General features: G+C 66.8%; 21 protein-coding genes. 12 read left to right on the forward strand and 9 right to left on the reverse strand.

Annotation, left to right across the window (positions count from 1 at the left end; translation table 11 throughout):
* Positions 1-402: 402 nt before the first annotated feature.
* Positions 403-2,424, forward strand: coding sequence for a peptidoglycan DD-metalloendopeptidase family protein (locus AC1DVA_RS18895; protein ID WP_476806887.1), 2,022 nt, complete (start codon positions 403-405; stop codon positions 2,422-2,424).
* A gap of 115 nt (positions 2,425-2,539) precedes the next feature.
* Entirely contained in the window at positions 2,540-3,457 is a 918-nt protein-coding gene (locus tag AC1DVA_RS18900) for an AEC family transporter (protein WP_265050857.1), read from the forward strand.
* A gap of 5 nt (positions 3,458-3,462) precedes the next feature.
* Here AC1DVA_RS18900 and gluQRS read toward each other — a convergent pair whose 3' ends face one another.
* A complete protein-coding gene (gene gluQRS, locus AC1DVA_RS18905; protein WP_265050858.1) occupies positions 3,463-4,359 on the reverse strand; it encodes a tRNA glutamyl-Q(34) synthetase GluQRS in 897 nt (298 codons plus the stop codon).
* 74 nt (positions 4,360-4,433) lie between these two features.
* Here gluQRS and AC1DVA_RS18910 point away from each other — a divergent pair, with 74 nt between their 5' ends.
* On the forward strand, positions 4,434-5,093 hold the full coding sequence (locus AC1DVA_RS18910) for a DNA-3-methyladenine glycosylase family protein (RefSeq protein WP_476806929.1): 660 nt from the start codon (positions 4,434-4,436) through the stop codon (positions 5,091-5,093).
* Positions 5,094-5,102: 9 nt separating this feature from the next.
* On the opposite strand, the gene AC1DVA_RS18915 is transcribed toward AC1DVA_RS18910, so the two are convergent.
* A complete protein-coding gene (locus tag AC1DVA_RS18915; protein ID WP_476806888.1) occupies positions 5,103-5,882 on the reverse strand; it encodes an HpcH/HpaI aldolase family protein in 780 nt (259 codons plus the stop codon).
* A 278-nt stretch (positions 5,883-6,160) separates the two neighbouring features.
* The gene (locus tag AC1DVA_RS18920; protein WP_265050861.1) at positions 6,161-6,484 is read right to left on the reverse strand and encodes a DUF1476 domain-containing protein; all 324 of its coding nucleotides are present in this window, start codon (positions 6,482-6,484) and stop codon (positions 6,161-6,163) included.
* A 321-nt stretch (positions 6,485-6,805) separates the two neighbouring features.
* Here AC1DVA_RS18920 and purC point away from each other — a divergent pair, with 321 nt between their 5' ends.
* The 4 genes from purC to purQ all read left to right on the forward strand — a co-directional run bounded on the left by purC (position 6,806) and on the right by purQ (position 9,252).
* Positions 6,806-7,600 carry a phosphoribosylaminoimidazolesuccinocarboxamide synthase gene (gene purC, locus AC1DVA_RS18925; protein WP_199092193.1) on the forward strand — a complete coding sequence of 265 codons (795 nt, stop codon included), beginning with the start codon at positions 6,806-6,808 and terminating at the stop codon, positions 7,598-7,600.
* Positions 7,601-7,641: 41 nt separating this feature from the next.
* Complete coding sequence (locus AC1DVA_RS18930) at positions 7,642-8,226, forward strand: hypothetical protein (protein ID WP_265050862.1); 585 nt, start codon at positions 7,642-7,644, stop codon at positions 8,224-8,226.
* An 84-nt stretch (positions 8,227-8,310) separates the two neighbouring features.
* Complete coding sequence (gene purS / locus AC1DVA_RS18935; protein WP_257735086.1) at positions 8,311-8,553, forward strand: phosphoribosylformylglycinamidine synthase subunit PurS; 243 nt, start codon at positions 8,311-8,313, stop codon at positions 8,551-8,553.
* Between the two features lie 3 nt (positions 8,554-8,556).
* Entirely contained in the window at positions 8,557-9,252 is a 696-nt protein-coding gene (gene purQ / locus AC1DVA_RS18940; protein ID WP_476806889.1) for a phosphoribosylformylglycinamidine synthase subunit PurQ, read from the forward strand.
* Between the two features lie 98 nt (positions 9,253-9,350).
* Here the strand turns inward: purQ and AC1DVA_RS18945 are convergent, their stop codons facing one another.
* The 4 genes from AC1DVA_RS18945 to AC1DVA_RS18960 form a co-directional block, all read right to left on the reverse strand.
* Positions 9,351-9,944: a DsbE family thiol:disulfide interchange protein gene (locus AC1DVA_RS18945; protein ID WP_476806890.1), complete on the reverse strand. Its 594-nt coding sequence runs from the start codon at positions 9,942-9,944 to the stop codon at positions 9,351-9,353.
* A complete protein-coding gene (gene ccmD / locus AC1DVA_RS18950; protein ID WP_476806891.1) occupies positions 9,941-10,129 on the reverse strand; it encodes a heme exporter protein CcmD in 189 nt (62 codons plus the stop codon). The genes AC1DVA_RS18945 and ccmD overlap by 4 nt, the downstream gene beginning before the upstream one ends.
* Positions 10,126-10,887, reverse strand: a complete 762-nt coding sequence (locus AC1DVA_RS18955) for a heme ABC transporter permease (protein WP_476806892.1) — start codon at positions 10,885-10,887, stop codon at positions 10,126-10,128. The genes ccmD and AC1DVA_RS18955 overlap by 4 nt, the downstream gene beginning before the upstream one ends.
* A 116-nt stretch (positions 10,888-11,003) precedes the next feature.
* Positions 11,004-11,243, reverse strand: coding sequence for a hypothetical protein (locus AC1DVA_RS18960; protein ID WP_265050867.1), 240 nt, complete (start codon positions 11,241-11,243; stop codon positions 11,004-11,006).
* Between the two features lie 211 nt (positions 11,244-11,454).
* On the opposite strand from AC1DVA_RS18960, the gene AC1DVA_RS18965 reads away from it, so the two are divergent.
* The gene (locus AC1DVA_RS18965) at positions 11,455-11,682 is read left to right on the forward strand and encodes a hypothetical protein (protein WP_476806893.1); all 228 of its coding nucleotides are present in this window, start codon (positions 11,455-11,457) and stop codon (positions 11,680-11,682) included.
* A 2-nt stretch (positions 11,683-11,684) separates the two neighbouring features.
* Here the strand turns inward: AC1DVA_RS18965 and ccmB are convergent, their stop codons facing one another.
* Positions 11,685-12,353: a heme exporter protein CcmB gene (ccmB, locus tag AC1DVA_RS18970; RefSeq protein ID WP_476806894.1), complete on the reverse strand. Its 669-nt coding sequence runs from the start codon at positions 12,351-12,353 to the stop codon at positions 11,685-11,687.
* On the reverse strand, positions 12,350-12,973 hold the full coding sequence (gene ccmA / locus AC1DVA_RS18975) for a heme ABC exporter ATP-binding protein CcmA (RefSeq protein ID WP_476806895.1): 624 nt from the start codon (positions 12,971-12,973) through the stop codon (positions 12,350-12,352). Before ccmA ends, ccmB begins: the two co-directional genes overlap by 4 nt.
* Before the next feature lie 219 nt (positions 12,974-13,192).
* Here ccmA and acnA point away from each other — a divergent pair, with 219 nt between their 5' ends.
* From acnA to AC1DVA_RS18995, 4 genes are all read left to right on the forward strand, one after another.
* Positions 13,193-15,892, forward strand: coding sequence for an aconitate hydratase AcnA (gene acnA, locus AC1DVA_RS18980; RefSeq protein ID WP_476806896.1), 2,700 nt, complete (start codon positions 13,193-13,195; stop codon positions 15,890-15,892).
* A 206-nt stretch (positions 15,893-16,098) separates the two neighbouring features.
* On the forward strand, positions 16,099-16,380 hold the full coding sequence (locus AC1DVA_RS18985) for an acyl carrier protein (RefSeq protein ID WP_476806897.1): 282 nt from the start codon (positions 16,099-16,101) through the stop codon (positions 16,378-16,380).
* 131 nt (positions 16,381-16,511) lie between these two features.
* Positions 16,512-16,976 (forward strand): 3-hydroxyacyl-ACP dehydratase FabZ family protein, encoded by a 465-nt coding sequence (locus AC1DVA_RS18990; protein WP_265050872.1) that lies wholly within the window; start codon positions 16,512-16,514, stop codon positions 16,974-16,976.
* Complete coding sequence (locus AC1DVA_RS18995; protein ID WP_476806898.1) at positions 16,973-18,118, forward strand: beta-ketoacyl-ACP synthase; 1,146 nt, start codon at positions 16,973-16,975, stop codon at positions 18,116-18,118. The genes AC1DVA_RS18990 and AC1DVA_RS18995 overlap by 4 nt, the downstream gene beginning before the upstream one ends.
* Positions 18,119-18,129: the final 11 nt, after the last annotated feature.

Consider the following 18,129-nt stretch of genomic DNA (forward strand, 5'->3'; position numbering starts at 1 on the left):
TGGCGACTTTTCGGTGCTTTTGCAGATTCCCTTCGACACAGGGCTCGGCTCCCCGCTTCGGCCCCGCGTCGGGAGATTGCCTCTCGCGACGCCCACATGGAGAATTGAGCAATCGCCTCTTCGGACAGCGCCGTAGTTCGAGCTGGATGTCGCTTGGATTGATTGAAAAGCGCGCGCTTGCGTACGCGTGTCGCGAAGGGGAGCCCACGCAGCGCTTCCCAAAACAGCCGCAATCTGCCCGCACAGGAGATCGTCCACGGCTGAACGGATTGATTCCCGCTGCCGGCACGGGCATGGTCTTGGCGCGCTTTCGTCAGGACGCGTTCAAGGCATCTTCGCTGTGGCGGAGTTCGCTATCGAGGTTTCAAGACACCCCGCACGCAGCATAGCCCGCTCCGAGACATGAACGCCCATCCCGAGTTCGCACAGCCGCTCGAGCCGCTCTCCCCGGAGTCAGCGGCCCTGCTCGTCGATCTCGGCATCGAGCCGCCGATCCAGCCGGTCGATTCGCGCCATCAGCCGCTCGACCGACGGGGCGTCTCGCTGCGCTGGCTCTTCGCCTGCGCGCTCGTCGGCTCCTGCGGCGCGGCCTTGCTGGGCGCGGCGATCCTCGTCGCCATGCGGGGCGACACCAGCTACCCCGAGCAGCCCGAAACCGTCGCCGTCCGCTCATCCTCGGCGGCGGGGGAAGGCGGCGGCGCGCGCAAGGCTGACAAGTTGGTCGCCGATCAGCCGATCATGTCGGCGCGCCATACGCTGCGTGCACCGATGTCCCAGAAGGTCGGCAACCGCGAGGTTATCCGCGTGCGCCCCTTCGTCCGACTTGCATCGGACCTGTCGCTGACCACCGGCGTGTATGCGAGCAACATCCCGCCCTTCAATCCACTTCGCCTTTTCGCCGAAGGCGGACAGCCGGAAGAGCGGTATGCCGAGCCGGCCCAGGATATGCCCGACGCCGACGTCACCATCGTCAAGCGCGATCTCGGCGACATTGTCATCCCCGCGGGCAAGCCGCAGCTGAGCGACACCGACGTCATCTCCCAGATCGAGGAAGAGCGCGCGAACCTGGCCAATTCGGGCCGCCAGCGCGCCCTGCCGATCCCGCCGCAGCTGATGCTCAGCCGCACCCTGACCGGCGGAGCTGTCGGTGGCGGCGATATCCTCGCCTATGCGCCGGCAACCGATACGCGCTTTTCCGGCATCGAGGTCCGCGTCGTTCCCGAGAACGTCACCAACGCGCCGAAGACGCCGATTCCGGCCTCCCGCGAACCGCTCGTCGAGGACAAGCTGGTGATGGCCAAGCGCGGCGAGAACTTCGAGCAGGTCATGCGCGGCACCGGCGCCACGCCCGAGCAGATCCGCACCATGATCACGGCCTTCGGCGGCAAGGTCCGGACCACCGCCCTGCCCGACGGCCAGGTCCTTCAAGTCCTCTACGCACCCGGTCCGCGCCCCGGCGATGCGCGCCAGATCATGCGTGTCTCGCTGCTGAGCAACGGCCAGCCGGATGGCATGATCGCCATGAACGACAAGGGCGCCTTCGTCGCCGTCGACCTGCCGCGTCAGAATCTGGCCATCCCGCGGCCGCAACGGCAGGAGACCGAGGAAGAGGACGAGAATGAGGGCGCCGGTGGCGCACGACTCTATGAGAGCCTCTACGAGACCGGCGCGCGCCACGATCTCCCGCGGCCGCTCATCGACGAGCTCGTCCGCATCTTCTCCTACGATCTCGATTTCCAGCAGCGCGTCCATGGCGGCGACAATCTGGAGGTGATCTTCACCGAGGAGGACGAGGGCGAGCGGGCCGAGATCCTTTCCGCGTCGCTGACGGTGAATGGCGAGACGCGCCGGGTCTTCCGCTACCAGGCGCCGGATGACGGGCTGATCGAGTATTTCGACGACGAGGGCAAATCGCTGAAGAAGTTCCTGCTGCGCAAGCCGATCGCCGATGGCGAGCTGCGCTCGGGCTTCGGCATGCGCTACCACCCGATCATGCGCTACTCGAAGATGCATACCGGCATCGACTGGGCCAACCGGATCGGTACGCCGATCCTCGCTGCCGGCAACGGCGTCGTCACCAAGGCGGGCTGGTCCTCAGGCTACGGCAAGCACACCGAGATCCAGCACGCCAACGGCTACGTCACCACCTATTCGCACCAGTCGAACTTCGCCTCCGGCATCGTGCCCGGCGCCAAGGTCCGCCAGGGCCAGATCATCGGCTATCTCGGCTCGACCGGCCTCTCGACCGGCCCGCATCTGCATTACGAGGTGCTGGTCAACGGCAACTTCGTCAATCCGATGAAGATTCGCGTGCCCCGCGGGCGTGAGCTGCAGGGTCCGACCCTCGGCGAATTCAAGCGCCAGCGCGACGAGATTCGCGGCCTCATCGAGAAGGCGGGCGGAGCTGTCGCACAGTTGCGCTGAGCGCATGCCCGCCTGGCAATCGGGCGCTCGCCACGCTTCTGCCGCTTGACACCATCGCCTTGAGACGACACCGCCTGATCAGGCGCCTTTCTCTCGTGATGCGGGTCCCCCGCCGATGCTCGCTTCCCTTCTCGTCGTCCTGCCCGTCTTCGGACTGATCGGCCTCGGCTATGTCGCGCGCTGGACGAAGCTCCTGCGCGAAACGACGGGCGAGGGCCTGTCCGATTTCGTCTTCGTGCTGGCCGTTCCCTGCCTGCTGTTCCGGACGCTGGCCAAGGCGGACATTCCGGTGACCCAGCCCTGGGGCTACTGGATCGCCTATTTCGCGGGGCTCGCGGTGGTCTGGGCGCTGGCGATGCTGATCGCCAGCAAGTTCTTCGCGCGGAAGGGGCCGGAGCTGGTGGTCTCCGGCTTTGCCGCCGCGCAGTCGAACACGGTTTTCGTCGGCGTCCCGATGATCCTGAAGGCCTATGGCGATGCCGGCGCGGTGCCGCTCGGCCTTCTGCTCGCCATCCATCTTCCCGTGACGATGACGGTCGCGACGCTGTTGGCCGAAGGCCGCTCCGCCTCGGTGCCGCAGCTGATCAAGCGGCTCTTCACCCACCCGATCATCATCGGCATTCTCCTCGGCTCCGCCGTGCGCCCTTTCATCGGCCTGATTCCGGAGCCGGCCTGGACGCTGGTCGATCTGCTGGCGGGGGCGGCCGTTCCCTGCGCGCTAATCAGCCTCGGCATCGCCATGCGCCGCTACGGACTGGAATCGGGCCTCGCCCTCCCGGCCGTGCTGAGCGGGCTGAAGCTCGGCCTGCACCCGCTGCTGGTCTACTGGCTCGCGACGAAGGTCTTCGAGATGCCGGCCCATTGGTCCGGCGTCGCCGTGCTGTTCGCGGCCTGTCCCTGTGGCATCAACGCCTATCTCTTCGCCGAGCGCTACCGGCAGGGCGTCGCCGATGCGTCGAGCGCGATCACGCTTTCGACGCTGCTGTCGCTGTTCACGACCGCGGCGTGGCTGACCTACCTCGGCGTCGGCTGATTCGTTCAGGCGAAGCCGAGCCGCCGCCGGATTTCGGCCGGCCCGACGCCATCTGCTCTCAGCTCCGCGAGGCTTTCCGACCGCCGGCTCTTGGCGAGCTTGCGCCCGTCATCGTCGAGCAGCAGGCGATGAAAATGATAGAGCGGGGTCGGCAGCCCGAGCACGCGCTGCAGCACGACATGGATATCGGTCGCGGCTTCGAGGTCGCGGCCGCGCACGACATGCGTCACGCCCTGCAAGCCGTCGTCGACGACGACCGCAAGGTGATAGCTCGTCGGCACGTCCTTGCGCGCGAGCACGACATCGCCCCAGCGCCCGGGCCTGGCCGGTGCGACCTGGCTGGAACCTGCAGCGTCGAAAACCGTGTAGCTCAACTCCTCTCCGGCCAAAGCGATGGCGCTGGACATATCGAGGCGCAGCACATGCGGCTCGCCGGCCGCGACGCGCATGGCTGCTTCGTTTGGATCCAGTACCTTGCAACGGCCGGGATAAAGGGGCGCGCCATCGGGATCGAGTGGCCAGGGCGGCCCGGATGCCGCTTCGCGCTCCATCACTTCGGCACGAATCTCCTGCCGCGAGCAGAARCAGGGATAGACCAGCCCACGCGCCTGCAGGACACCGAGAGCCTCCGCGTAATCGTCGAAATGCTGCGATTGCCTGCGGACATCCGGCTCGAAGGCGATCCCGAGCCAATCGAGGTCCGCGACGATCCCTTCGACGAATTCCGGCCTCGAGCGGGTGAGATCGATATCCTCGATCCGCAGCAGGAGATGCCCGCCCACCTGCCGGGCAAGCGCCTCGTTGGTCAGCGCCGAAAGGGCATGGCCGAGATGCAGCCTTCCGTTCGGGCTCGGCGCGAAGCGGAAGACCGGCTTGCCGGAATCGGGTGGAATGGACGCCATCGACCCTGTCTAGGGATTGCCATGCCGCGCGCCAAGCGGCTCCCTCGCTGCTGACGCAACCCGGCTCCTGCGCCATCAAGGCTCTCGTCATGACCGAACGAATCACCTGCGACAGCGACCTCGAAGAAGGCATGGCAGCTCTGGCCGCGATGCATCCGCATTGGAACGCCATCGTCGCGCGCACCGGCCTGCCCCCGCTCAGGTTGCGCGAAGGCGGCTTCCCCGGCCTCGCCGCCATCATCGTCTCGCAGCAATTGTCGGTCGCGAGCGCCCGCGCCGTCTGGAACCGCTTCGAAAGCGTCTTCGTCCCGTTGACGCCGGAACGGGTGCTGGCTGCGACCGACGACGATATGCGCCTCTCCGGCCTGTCGCGGCCGAAACAGCGCACGCTGCTCGCCCTCGCCGCCGCGCTTGCCGAGAAGCGCTTCGCCTTCGAGGCGCTCGAGCTGGCAACGCCGGAAGAGGTCCACGCCCGGATGACGGCGATCTCCGGCATCGGCCCGTGGACGTCCGATGTCTATCTGCTGTTCTGTCTCGGCCATCGCGACGGCTTCGCTGCCGGCGATCTCGCCATTCAGGAAGCCGCCCGCCATGCCTTCGGCCTCGCGGAGCGGCCGAAGCCGGTGGAGCTCCAGGCCATGGCGGAGGCCTGGCGGCCCTGGCGCGGCGTCGCGGCGCGATTGCTCTGGGCCTATTACGCCGTCCTGAAGCGCCGCGAGGGTATCAACGCCTGATAGCGCGCTCTAGCTGCGCACGATCTTCAGGGCCGTCTGCGTCGCCGCGCGCAGCAGGGCCGAATCGCTCATCACCGTGACCATGCGCGCGCCCATGGCCAGACCCTGCTTGGCGCGCTCGGCCGTCGCCGCATAGAGCGCGACCGGCTTGTCGACGGCGGAAGCCCGGGCGACGACGTGCTTCAGCGCCGCGTCCACTTCGGGCGCAGTCGCATCGACTTGCGCACCGCCGGACAGCGCGATCGACAGATCGGACGGTCCGACAAACAGGGCGTCGATGCCGTCCAGAGCGAGGATGTCGTCGACGATCGCCATCGCCTCGCGCGTCTCGATCATCGCGAAGGTCATGGAGAAGCCGTTGGCCGCCTTGAGATAGGCGTTCTGGTCGAGGCCGGAGGCGATCAGGCCGCCATAGCTGCCCCAGCTGCGCTCGCCCATCGGCGGATATTTGGCATAGGCGGCGAAGCGGCGCGCATCCTCCATGGTGTTGATCATCGGCGCGATCACACCGGAAACGCCGGAATCGAACAGCTTCGAGACGTTCTGGAACTCGCCGACCGGAATGCGCGCAAGCGCCGGCTTGCCGGCCGCATTGATCAGCGGGATCGCGCGGATGACTTCGCCCAGCGTGATCGGCCCGTGCTGCATGTCGAGCGTGATCGCGTCGAAATCCTCCTGCGCCAGGATCGCCGAGATCGAGGGATCGGGCAGGCCGCACCAGGCCGAGACGACGCTGTCGCCCTTGGCGAAGCGGTCGGCGAGGGAAGAGAGGACGGTGGGTTTGGCCATGGTGCGTTCATCCGTTCAAAGCCCGCGCTTCAGACGGCGCGGCGGCTGATGCACGTTGGACCGGCCCGGCCCGGAAATGCAAACGGGCGCCCATGCGCCCGTTTCAGAGACGTCCTGCGTCTGCCGGGATGCGCCCGGAGCCCGATTGAGAATTCGCTGCGGAGAGACAAATGGCGGCGTCTTCGAGAACCGGAGCGGAGCGTACCGGAGTACGTGAGCACCGGAAGCGCAGAAAACGCCGTCAGTTGGCCGCCGCAGTAGAATTCTCGATCAGTCTCTCAGCGCCCGGCCTGAATGTCCTCGGCCGCCTTGATCAGCAGCTCGGTCATCACCGTGCGGATCTCGGTGTCGGACGCGTTGACGTTGGCCAGCACGAAGTCGTTCTTGACCTTGCGCACCACATCCTCGTCGCCGGCCTCCTCGAAATCGGCAACGACGACAGACTTGGCATAGGCATCCGCATCGGCACCGCTCTTGCCGAGCTTCTCGGCGGCCCAGAGCCCGAGCAGCTTGTTGCGCCGGGCGGTCGCCTTGAAGCGCAGCTCCTCGTCATGGGCGAACTTGTTCTCGAAGGCGTCCTTGCGCTGATCGAAGGTCGTCATGCGGCGTCCATATCCTCTCGCGGGCGGGAATTCCTGTATGTCCGACCATATAGGGTGTCGGCGCGGCGAGAGCCAGCCTCCCCGCCGGTTTCAGCCGCGCTTAAGCCTTCTGGAGCCTCCGAAAGGCGTTTTGTTGCGTTTGCGGCCGAGACACTCCATATAGCAGGCGCTGCGGGTGCCTTCGGGCACCCTATGCACAACCGGCGCCTGTGCCGGCCCGAAGATCGATCCCCATGGGATCGCCGGGTTGTGCTACAAGACCGACAGTTCAGGGGCCAAGATCCCGCCGCGACCTCATCGCGTCCAGAGAAGGGCCGACCTTTGGATTTCCTCAAGCCACGGTACATCCCCATGAATCGCCGCCGTCGCATCTACGAAGGCAAGGCGAAGGTCCTCTATGAAGGACCCGAGCCCGGTACGCTGATCCAGCATTTCAAGGATGACGCGACCGCCTTCAATGCCAAGAAGCATGAAGTGATCGATGGCAAGGGCGTGCTCAACAACCGCATCTCCGAGCACATCTTCTCGAATCTGAACGATATCGGCGTGCCCACGCATTTCATCCGCCGGCTGAACATGCGCGAGCAGCTCATCCGCGAGGTCGAGATCATCCCGCTCGAAGTCGTGGTGCGCAACATCGCCGCCGGCTCGCTGGCGACCCGCCTCGGCCTCGAGGAGGGCACGCAGCTGCCGCGCTCGATCATCGAGTTCTACTACAAGAACGATGCGCTCAACGACCCGATGGTCTCGGAAGAGCACATCACCGCCTTCGGCTGGGCCACGCCGCAGGAGATCGACGACATCATGGCGCTGGCGATCCGCGTCAACGACTTCCTCTCCGGCCTCTTCCTCGGCGCCGGCATCCGCCTCGTCGATTTCAAGATGGAGACCGGCCGGCTCTGGGAAGGCGAGATGATGCGCATCGTCGTCGCCGACGAGATCAGCCCGGATTCGTGCCGGCTCTGGGACATCAAGTCGAAGGACAAGATGGACAAGGACCGCTTCCGCCGCGACATGGGCGGCCTGATCGAGGCTTACTCGGAAGTCGCCCGCCGTCTCGGCATCCTCGGCGAGAACGAGAACCCCGGCCCGACCGGACCGCGCCTGGTGCAGTGAGCGTCGTCACCCGGCCACAATCGCAGATGAAGCGGGAGCGCATGCGCTCCCGTTTTCATGTCGCGACCCTGATTCTCGCTGCCGGCCTGCTGCTCGCCGGCTGCACGAACCAGTTCGGCGCCGGGATCGCCGACCTGCCGGCCTCGGAGGGCTGGAACCGGCTGCCGATCGGCTCCTGGGTGCTGAATGACGGGCTGGAAGCCCGCGCGATGGTTTTCTGCCCGCGCGAAGCTTGTGTCCAGCAGGGCTTCGCCGCGGTGATCGCCCTTGAAGGTGAACAGGCCAGGCAGATGGAGCAAGCCCTGTCCGAAAGCCCGGCGCGCCTTGGACAGGCCTTCGCCCAGATGGCGGCAGCGAAGGCGGCCGAACGCCGCAAGGCCCAGCGGAACCAGAAGAGGAAGGCCGAGCCGAAGGCGGCCCGCAGCGCGACGGATGTCGCCCGGTTCGATTCGGCGGAAGCGCGCGGCATCCTCGTCACCATCCGCTCGCTCGATACGCCCGGCCGAGAGGCCGTCACCGCCATCCTCTATGCCCGCGAGGCCGACAAGCTGGTCGTCGCGCTCGCCATAAGCGACAGGGCGGACGCCGCCCGCCGCGACGCGGAAGCCGCCTGGCGCAGCCGCTGATTCACGTGAAACGGCGGGAAACGGTTGAGCCCGCCCCGATTCATCGTTAAGGCACGCCCCAACAACGCTCGTCCGGAGATCCCCATGAAAGCCCGCGTCACCGTCACCCTGAAGAACGGCGTGCTCGATCCGCAGGGCAAGGCGATCGAAGGTGCGCTGAAGTCGCTCGGCATCGACGGCGTCGATTCGGTTCGCCAGGGCAAGGTCTTCGACATCGAGCTCTCGGGCTCGGACAAGGCCGCCGCCGAGGCCGCGCTCAAGGCAGCCTGCGACAAGCTCCTCGCCAACACCGTGATCGAGAACTATCGCGTCGAGATCGGAGCCTGAGCGATGAAGGCCGCCGTCATCACCTTTCCCGGCTCCAACCGTGACGGCGACGTCGCCAAGGCGCTGAAGCAGGCCGGCGCCGAAGTCGCCCATGTCTGGCACGGCGATACCGAGCTGCCGGCCGGGACCGATCTGGTCGTGCTGCCGGGAGGCTTCTCCTATGGCGACTATCTGCGCACCGGCGCCATCGCCGGCCGCGCCCACATCATGGACGCAACCCGCGCCCACGCCGCCCGCGGCGGCTATGTGCTCGGCATCTGCAACGGCTTCCAGATTGCCTGCGAGGCGGGCCTTCTGCCCGGCATCCTCGTGCGCAACGCGCATCTGAAATTCGTCTGCAAGCGCCAGCACCTCACGGTCGAGCGCAACGACACGCCCTATACCCGCGCCTATGCCAAGGGGCAGGCGATCGATGTCTGCATCGCACATGGCGAGGGTAACTACATCGCCGATGCCGAGACGCTGGCACGCCTTGAGGGCGAGGGCCTCGTCGCCTTCCGCTACGCCGATGCCGACGGCAAGGTCACGGCCGAAGCGAACCCGAACGGCTCGCTGAACAACATCGCCGGCATCTATTCACCCAGCTTCAACGTGCTCGGCCTGATGCCGCATCCCGAGAATCTGATCGATTCGCTGGTCGGCGGCACCGATGGGCGCGGCCTGTTCGAGAGCCTCGTCTCCAGCCGCAAGGCGGCCTGAAGAGCGTCATTCTCGGGCTCGCCCCGAGAATTTCTTCCAGAAGAGACCGCCTGTTTCGGCATGAGATGCTCGGGTCGAGCCCGAGCATGACGCGCTGATCAACGCGCCTTCAGCGCCCGCGCGAGCAACTTCGCCGCAGCCGCCTGGTCGAGCGGGCCGACATGCTTGTCCAGGATGCGCCCGTCCGGCCCGATGACGAAGGTCTCGGGCACGCCGTAGACGCCCCATTCGATCGCCGACCGCCCGCTGCGATCCACGCCGACGGCCGAGAACGGGTTGCCGAGCGCGCCGAGGAAGCGGCGGGCATTCTCCGCCTCGTCCTTGTAGTTCATCCCGACCAGCGCGACCTTGCCCTGCTTCACGGCGTCCGTTTCGGCGAGGCCAACGAGCACGGGATGCTCGACCCGGCAGGGCGCGCACCAGCTCGCAAAGACGTTGACCAACGTCGCCCGCCCCTTGGCCAAGTCGGCATTGCCGAAGGCCGGCACCGGCTGCCCGTCGCGCTGCAGGCCTTCCAATGGCGTGAGCGTGATCGCGGGGGCGGCGCGCCCGACCAGCGCGGACGGAACCTTGCTGGCATCGCCCGAGAACAGGCCGATGCCGAAGACGATCGCCAGCGCGCCGAAGATGATCAGCGGCACGAGGAAGACGAGCGGCGAACGGCGCGGAGGCAGGGCCTCGATCTGGCTCATGATGCCTCCCGGCCCGAGCGGCGGCGGCCAGCTCCGCGCTGCTCCAGCGCGTCGAGCGCGCGCTTCTGGGCGCGGTGATCGCGCAGGATCGCCAGCGTCAGCCCGGCGAGGATGATCACGGCCGCGCCATAGGATGCGAGGATGAAGCCGACATGCGGCCCGAGGCTGTCCGTGAGTGCGGTCATGCCGGCACGCCCTGCGATGCGAGCCGGTCGAGCCGCTCGGCTTCGAGGATCGTCAGCGTCCGCACGCGCCGGCGCATGATCTCGGCGCGCATCGCGACCATATGCAGCGCCAGCGCGAAGAGGGTGAAGCCGACGGCGAGGATCAGCAGCGGCCACAGCATGGAGGGATGGATCGTCGGCCCGCCCAGTCGCAGCACCGACGCGGGCTGGTGCAGCGTGTTCCACCAATCGACCGAGAACTTGATGATCGGCACGTTGACGAAGCCGACCAGCGTCAGGATCGCGACGGCGCGGGCAGCCCGCGACGGCTCGTCCAGCACGCGCCAGAGCGCGATGATACCGAGATAGACCAGCAGCAGCACGAGGACGGAGGTCAGCCGCGCATCCCAGACCCAGTATGTGCCCCACATCGGCTTGCCCCAGAGCGCGCCGGTGATCAGGCAGACCAGCGCGAAGCAGGCGCCGATCGGCGCCGCCGCCTTCTGCGCGACATCGGCAAGCGGGTGGCGCCAGACCAGCGTGCCGAGCGCCGAGAGCGCCATCAGCGAATAGAACATCATCGCCAGCCAGGCGGCCGGCACATGGATGAACATGATCCGGATCGTCTCGCCCTGCTGGTAATCGGCTGGCGCCACGAACCAGGCGAGATAGAGACCGACACCGATCAGCAGCAGCGACGCCCCCGCCACCCAAGGCAGGACCATTGTGGAAAAGCGCATGAAGCGCGTCGGATTGGCCAGATCGATCAGGCGTTGCATGGCGTCGCGGAGCGTCGTTATCGCAGGAAACCGCGTCGAGCGGACGCGGCCCTGATCTAGCAATCGCCTCGGTCCCGCGCAATCGGCCGCATCGGCGCTGCGACAATCGGGCTGAATCAAGCCTCTTCGTCGGACGAAGCTTCAGCTCCCCGGCGGTCGACAATGCCGAATTCCTGAGAACGGACACCTTCGCCCGCGAGGTCGAAGCCCTCGGCCGCGAGCCCGCGCCGCAACAACTCACGCACGGCCGCAGCTCTGCTCGGCATGCGCTTTTCGAAGCGCCAGTTTTCCAGCGCTCGCAGCTCTTCCTGGCTCAGCATCACCTGCAGACGCTCGGCGCGTTCGTCTTCCATCATCTTACTGCGACCACGTCGAATGAGTAAGTGATGTTAACAACGCAGGCGGCGTGGATGCAAGCGCTGACGCTTGCGGTGCGCCCGCCTCAGTCGGCGCCGATTCGGCCAGTTTCTAATTTTGCTAAGTTATTGAATATAATGATTTGTTGTCAGTTCTTGGCTTGCTTGGCGGACCTGTCTGGGCTAAACCTCGCTCGTTAGGAGAGCGATGATGTTGATCAAACTGTCGGATGACATGCAGCGCGCCGTGGAGCTGAAGGTGCGCAGCCGTATCGACGAGACACCCGTGCTCGACGTGAACGCCACCGCCGAGGAAATCCGCATGATTTTCGCAGAGCGCAACGTGGCGCGTGAGGACATAGCGGCCTCCGTCGCTCAGTTCGCAACGCAATGCGGCTTCCCGATCGCGTTCGTGGCGCTGGCGCCGCCCCGCGACTGAGCCTACTCGCTCGATCTCAGCGCCGCAGCCGCGGCGACTGTGCCAATCACGACAGCCGCGAGCGAAATCGCGCACAGGATAAGGAAGGGCGTCAGGAACGGCACCGTGCCGCCCTGCGCCGCGTTTGCCGCCGAAACCGCGAAGATGAGCACCGGCACGGTCAGCGGTGCCACCAGCACCGGCACGATCAGCCCCCCGCGCCTGAGGCTTGCGGCGAGCGCGGCGCCGGCAGCGCCGATGAAGCTGAGCGCCGGCGTGCCGACCAGCAAGGTCGCGATCAACGGCAGCACGCCCTCGCCCGGTAACGCCACGAGCAGGCCAAGCAGCGGCGAGACCAGCGCCAGTGGCAGCCCTGTCGTCAGCCAGTGCGCCAGCCCCTTGGCCAGCACCGCCAGTTCGAGCGGCAGCGCCGAGGCACGGATCAGGTCGAGCGAGCCGTCTTCCTCGTCGCTCTGAAACAGCCGGTCGAGCCCGATCAGCACCGAGAGCAGCGCGCCTAGCCAGAGAATCGCCGGCCCGATCCGCGACAGCAGATTGAGATCGGGCCCGAGCGCGAAGGGGACGAGCACCACCAGAGTCAGGAAGAAGACGAGCGCCAGCTCGCCCCCGCCGCCGGCCCGCGACGCCAGCGCAAGATCGCGCCTGAGGATGGCAAGGAAGGCGCGGTTCATGCGCCGATCCTGAGTTCGCGCGCGCCGTCGAGGCCGAGCGGACCGTGCGTCGCCGCGAGGATAGCGCCGCCCGCGAGCAGATGATCGCGCATCAACCGGGCAAGCATGGTCTGGGAGGCCGCATCGAGCGCCGACATCGGCTCGTCGAGCAGCCAGTAGGGCCGGCGCGAGACCAGAAGCCGCGCCAGCGCCACGCGCCGCCTTTGCCCCGCCGACAGGTAACCGACGGGCAACTCGGCCGCGTGAGCGAGGCCGACCGTCGCCAGCGCCTCCCTGGGCGTCAAGGCATCGTCGCCGAGCACCGCCTGGGCGAATACGAGGTTCTCCTGCGCCGTCAGCGCCGTCTTGAGTCCGTCGCGGTGGCCGACGAGATGCGAGACCTCGGCCAGATCGGGCTCCTCATCGCCACCCTCGAGCCGGATGCTCCCGCCATCGGGCCGCAGCCGGCCGCACAACATCGCGATCAGGCTCGACTTGCCGGCGCCGTTGCGGCCGGTCAGCGCGATCGCCTCTCCGGGACCGAGATCGAAGCTCAAGCTCTCGAAGATCAGCCGGCCGCCACGGCGGCAAACGAGATTCTCGGCGCGAAGGCGTGTCGGAGGGAACGAATCTTGCGTCAAGGCAGCTCTGCCGCCCATGCATGCGACCACATTTCGTTCATCTAGCGCGCTTCTTGGAATTGCTCTATAGAACCCGCGGCTACGCCGCACGCCGATCCGGCGCGGGGCTCGGGCACTCCCGAGGCGGCGCGCGCGTCATGCGCATTAGGCCTTCGAACGGCGCTGTCCGCAAGGGCATGCCGGTCGCGACCGCAACCCCTTGATCAGGATCAAGCCCGAATGGCCTCGCTCGACTCATTCAAAGCCCGCAAGACGCTCACCGCCGGCGGCAAGACCTACACCTATTATTCCCTTCCCGATGCCGAGAAAAACGGCCTGCCGGGCATCTCGAAGCTGCCCTTCTCGATGAAGGTGCTGCTCGAGAACCTGCTGCGCTTCGAGGACGGCCGCTCGGTCACGAAGTCCGACATCGAGAACTTCGTCGGCTGGCTCGACGACAAGGGCAAGGCCGGCAAGGAGATCGGCTTCCGCCCCGCCCGCGTGCTGATGCAGGACTTCACCGGCGTGCCGGCGGTGGTCGACCTCGCCGCGATGCGCGACGGCGTCAAGGCGCTCGGCGGCGACCCGCAGAAGATCAACCCGCTCGTCCCGGTCGACCTCGTGATCGACCACTCGGTTATCGTCGACGAGTTCGGCTCGCCCAAGGCCTTCGCCCGGAACGTCGAGCTCGAATACGAGCGCAATGAGGAGCGCTACAAGTTCCTGAAATGGGGCCAGGGCGCCTTCGACAATTTCCGCGTCGTGCCGCCCGGCACCGGCATCTGCCACCAGGTCAATCTCGAATACCTCTCCCAGACCGTCTGGACACGTAACGAGACGATCGACGGGCAGGAGGTCGAGGTCGCCTATCCCGACACCCTCGTCGGTACCGATTCGCACACCACCATGGTCAACGGCCTCGCCGTTCTCGGCTGGGGCGTCGGCGGCATCGAAGCCGAGGCCGCGATGCTCGGCCAGCCGCAGTCGATGCTGCTGCCCGAGGTGATCGGCTTCAAGCTGACGGGMTCGCTCAAGGAAGGCATCACCGCCACCGACCTCGTGCTGACCGTCACCCAGATGCTGCGCAAGAAGGGCGTCGTCGGCAAGTTCGTCGAGTTCTTCGGCCCCGGCCTCTACAACCTGACGCTGGCCGACCGCGCCACCATCGSCAAYATGGGCCCGGAATATGGCGCMACCTGCGGCTTCTTCCCGGTCGACACCGAGACGCTGGACTACCTGACGACGACCGGCCGCAAATCCGACCGCATCGCGCTGGTCGAGGCCTACAGCAAGGCGCAAGGGCTGTTCGCCACCCCCGAGACGCCCGATCCGGTGTTCACCGACACGCTCGAGCTCGATCTCTCGACGGTGCAGCCCTCGATGGCCGGCCCGAAGCGTCCGGAAGGCCGCGTCGATCTCGGCGCCGTCGCCAAGGGCTTCGCCGCTGCGATGGAGACCGACTACAAGAAGGGCGCCGAGCTTTCGCGCCGCGTGCCGGTCGAAGGCGAGGATTTCGACCTCGGCCATGGCGACGTCGTCATCGCCGCGATCACCTCCTGCACCAACACCTCCAACCCCTCGGTGCTGATGGCGGCGGGCCTGCTCGCCCGCAAGGCCGTCGCCAAGGGCCTGACGGTGAAGCCCTGGGTCAAGACCTCGCTGGCGCCCGGCTCGCAGGTCGTGGCGGAGTATCTGGCCAAGGCCGGCCTCCAGGAGGACCTCGACAAGCTCGGCTTCAACCTGGTCGGCTTCGGCTGCACCACCTGCATCGGCAATTCCGGCCCGCTGCCGGCGCCGATCTCGAAGACGATCAACGAGAAAGGCCTGATCGCGGGCGCCGTCATCTCCGGCAACCGCAACTTCGAAGGCCGCGTCTCGCCGGACGTGCAGGCGAACTACCTGGCGTCGCCGCCGCTGGTCGTCGCCTATGCGCTCGCCGGCTCCGTCCAGATGGACCTGACGACTCAAGCCATCGGCCGCGGCTCAGACGGCAAGGACGTGTTCCTCAAGGATATCTGGCCCTCCAACAAGGAGATCCAGGACTTCATCCAGCAGAACGTCACCCGCGCGATCTTCGAGGCCAAATATGACGACGTCTTCAAGGGCGACGAGCATTGGCAGGCCGTGAACGCGCCGACCTCCGAGACCTATGTCTGGGACGACGACTCGACCTATGTGCAGAACCCGCCCTATTTCCGCGGCATGGGCAAGCAGCCGGCGCCGATCACGGACATCAAGGGCGCCCGCATCCTCGGGCTGTTCGGCGACAAGATCACCACCGACCACATCTCTCCGGCCGGTTCGATCAAGGCGGCCTCTCCGGCCGGCGCCTATCTCACCGAGCATGGCGTCGCGGTTGCCGACTTCAACCAGTACGGCACGCGCCGCGGCAACCATGAGGTTATGATGCGGGGCACCTTCGCCAATATCCGCATCCGCAACCACATGCTTGGCCCGAACGGCCGCGAGGGCGGCTACACCATCCACAACCCGTCGAAGGAAGAGCTGCCGATCTACGACGCCTCCATGCGCTATCAGGAGGAGAAGGTCCCGCTGGTGATCTTCGCCGGCGTCGAATACGGCAACGGCTCCTCGCGCGACTGGGCGGCCAAGGGCACCAACCTGCTCGGCGTCAAGGCGGTGATCGCCCAGAGCTTCGAGCGCATCCATCGCTCGAACCTGGTTGGCATGGGCGTGGTCCCCTTCACGCTGGTCGAAGGTACGAGCTGGGCCTCGCTCGATCTCAAGGGCGACGAGTTCGTCACCATCCACGGTTTGGCGAACGTCAAGCCGCGCCAGATGATGGAAGCCGAGATCACCTATGCCGACGGCACGGTGAAGAAGGTCCCGATCCTCTGCCGCATCGATACGCTGGACGAGATCGATTACTACAAGAATGCCGGCATCCTGCATTACGTGCTGCGCGGCCTCGCCGCCTGAGCACGATCACACGGCACTGAAACGGATCATGGCCGGCGCAAGCCGGCCATGACGCATGGGGCCTTGGCCCCGGTTGTCCTCGCGCCCGCTGCAGTGTAAGGGGGCGGTCCAGTCATCCACGGCGGAGGCTTGGGGCAGGCGCTGGCGATGTAGCCGCGCTCGGATGTCGTCCGCCATCATCGACAAGAGACGGGAGCACCCGCAGCATGTCCGCCAYGTTCGAGACGGTCGCCGGCATCATTTCCGAAACCTGCGATATTCCGCGCGAGAAGATCACGCCGCAGAGCCACGCGATCGACGATCTCGGCATCGATTCCCTCGCCTTCCTCGACATCGCCTTCGCGATCGACAAGGCTTTCGGCATCAAGCTTCCGCTCGAGCAGTGGACGCAGGAGGTCAACGAGGGCAAGGCGCCGGCCGAGCAGTATTTCGTGCTCGAGAACCTCTGCAAGCGCATCGACGACCTGGTCGCCGCCAAGAAGGCGTAAGGCCGAGGTCGAGGCTGCCGGACTTGAGCCGGCGCCCCGCTCCCGATAGAGCATAGGGCCGCTGTGCGGATCGTTCCGATCCGTACCGCGGCCGCGTGCCGTTCTGGCGCGCCCAGCTGGTCAAGGATCGCATGCGCCTCGAATATTTCGACATGATCGACAGGGTCGTGACCTTCGATCCGTCGCAGAAGCGCATCGTCACGCGCTCCACCGTGCCCACGCAGAGCCCGGTCTTCGAAGGACACTTCCCGGGCCACCCGCTGGTGCCGGGCGTGCTGCTGACCGAAACCATGGCGCAGGCTTCGGGCTATCTCCTGCTCGGCCTCAACGGCCTCACGCAGATGCCGTTCCTGATGACCGTCGACAAGGCCCGCTTCCGCACCTTCGTCGAGCCGGAAACCGAGCTGGAAGCCAGCGCCGAACTCGTCATCGAGGGTTCGGGCTATGCGGCGACCAAGGCGAAGCTGACGAGCGGCGGCAAGCCGATCTGCGATGCCGAATTGCGCTTTCGCCTGATGCCCTTCCCCGCCGATATGCGCGCGCTCATGCAAAGCCGCATCGACGCCATCGGCCTGACGCCGGAGCCTGCGCGATGACCAGCGCCCTACCCCGCCGCGATGTGGTCATCACCGGCATCGGCATCGCCTCCAGCCTCGGCGAAGGCGTCGAGGCCCATGCCGCCGCGCTCGCTGCCGGCGGCCCGCCGGTCGTCGAGACCGAGGCGTTCAAGCCATATCCGGTCCATTCGCTGAAGGCGCTGGAGCTGGACAAGCAGATCCCGAAGAAATCCGACCAGCGCCAGATGGAGCCCTGGCAGCGCCTCGGTGTCTATACCGCCGGGCTCGCGCTCGATTCCGCCGGTCTGAAGGACGATCCCGCGGCCAAGAGCGAGCTGCAGGTCATCGTTGCCGCCGGTGGCGGCGAACGCGACCATGCCGTCGATTCCGCCATCCTGAGCGGCCTGCGCGGTGCCAACGAGCCGGGCGCCTTTCTCAACGAGCGGCTGATGGGCGATCTCAGGCCCACGCTCTTCCTGGCCCAGCTCTCGAACCTGCTGGCCGGCAACATCGCCATCGTCCATGGCGTCACCGGCGCCTCGCGCACCTTCATGGGCGAGGAACAGGCCGGCGTCGACGCGATCCGCACCGCCCATGCCCGCATCGCATCGGGCCAGTCGGACGTGATGCTCGTCGGCGGCGCCTACAACGCCGAGCGCCGCGACATGCTGCTGCTCTTAGAGCTCGGCGGCTATTTGCGCCATGGCAGCTTCGCCCCCGTCTTCGAGCGGGGCGACGCACCGGGCCTCATCTCCGGCAGCGCCGGCGCCTTTCTCGTGCTTGAAGCAGCCGAGCGGGCCGCGGCGCGCGGCGCCAAGGCCTATGCCAGGCTGAGTCATGCTGGCGCCGCCCGCAGCCGTCGCGCAGCGGGCACGGTCGAATCCGCTTTGACGAAGCTCGTCGGCGAGTTCGGCACCATTGGCCCCGACAGCCTTGCCATCTCCGCCGCCACCGGCTGCGCGGACATCACGGGCGAAGAGGCGGCAGCGCTCGTCAAGGCGGCTCCCTCCGCCAGACGCATCGCCGCCGGCGACCTCGTCGGCCATGGCATCGAGGCGGCCTTCCCCGTCTCGGTCGCGCTGGCGGCAATCGCCCTGTCAGCCGGACAGGCGAAGGAAGCCGTGGTGACCGGGGCCGGTCACTGGCGCGGCGAAGGCGCCGCGCGCCTGGTTCAAGCGTAGAGGTCGAAGCC

It is taken from the genome of Allobosea sp. P4_C6 (assembly GCF_056402015.1).

What these genes read in the sequence shown, in the direction of transcription:
- AC1DVA_RS18965 (WP_476806893.1), top strand. Translation starts at nt 11,455, where the DNA reads ATGTTGATCAAACTGTCGGATGACATGCAGCGCGCCGTGGAGCTGAAG.
- AC1DVA_RS18895 (WP_476806887.1), top strand. Translation starts at nt 403, where the DNA reads ATGAACGCCCATCCCGAGTTCGCACAGCCGCTCGAGCCGCTCTCCCCG.
- AC1DVA_RS18920 (WP_265050861.1), bottom strand. Translation starts at nt 6,484, where the DNA reads ATGACGACCTTCGATCAGCGCAAGGACGCCTTCGAGAACAAGTTCGCC.
- AC1DVA_RS18915 (WP_476806888.1), bottom strand. Translation starts at nt 5,882, where the DNA reads ATGGCCAAACCCACCGTCCTCTCTTCCCTCGCCGACCGCTTCGCCAAG.
- AC1DVA_RS18960 (WP_265050867.1), bottom strand. Translation starts at nt 11,243, where the DNA reads ATGATGGAAGACGAACGCGCCGAGCGTCTGCAGGTGATGCTGAGCCAG.
- purQ (WP_476806889.1), top strand. Translation starts at nt 8,557, where the DNA reads ATGAAGGCCGCCGTCATCACCTTTCCCGGCTCCAACCGTGACGGCGAC.
- ccmB (WP_476806894.1), bottom strand. Translation starts at nt 12,353, where the DNA reads ATGAACCGCGCCTTCCTTGCCATCCTCAGGCGCGATCTTGCGCTGGCG.
- AC1DVA_RS18990 (WP_265050872.1), top strand. Translation starts at nt 16,512, where the DNA reads ATGCGCCTCGAATATTTCGACATGATCGACAGGGTCGTGACCTTCGAT.
- AC1DVA_RS18945 (WP_476806890.1), bottom strand. Translation starts at nt 9,944, where the DNA reads ATGAGCCAGATCGAGGCCCTGCCTCCGCGCCGTTCGCCGCTCGTCTTC.
- AC1DVA_RS18955 (WP_476806892.1), bottom strand. Translation starts at nt 10,887, where the DNA reads ATGCAACGCCTGATCGATCTGGCCAATCCGACGCGCTTCATGCGCTTT.
- AC1DVA_RS18995 (WP_476806898.1), top strand. Translation starts at nt 16,973, where the DNA reads ATGACCAGCGCCCTACCCCGCCGCGATGTGGTCATCACCGGCATCGGC.
- ccmD (WP_476806891.1), bottom strand. Translation starts at nt 10,129, where the DNA reads ATGACCGCACTCACGGACAGCCTCGGGCCGCATGTCGGCTTCATCCTC.
- purS (WP_257735086.1), top strand. Translation starts at nt 8,311, where the DNA reads ATGAAAGCCCGCGTCACCGTCACCCTGAAGAACGGCGTGCTCGATCCG.
- AC1DVA_RS18900 (WP_265050857.1), top strand. Translation starts at nt 2,540, where the DNA reads ATGCTCGCTTCCCTTCTCGTCGTCCTGCCCGTCTTCGGACTGATCGGC.
- AC1DVA_RS18930 (WP_265050862.1), top strand. Translation starts at nt 7,642, where the DNA reads ATGCGCTCCCGTTTTCATGTCGCGACCCTGATTCTCGCTGCCGGCCTG.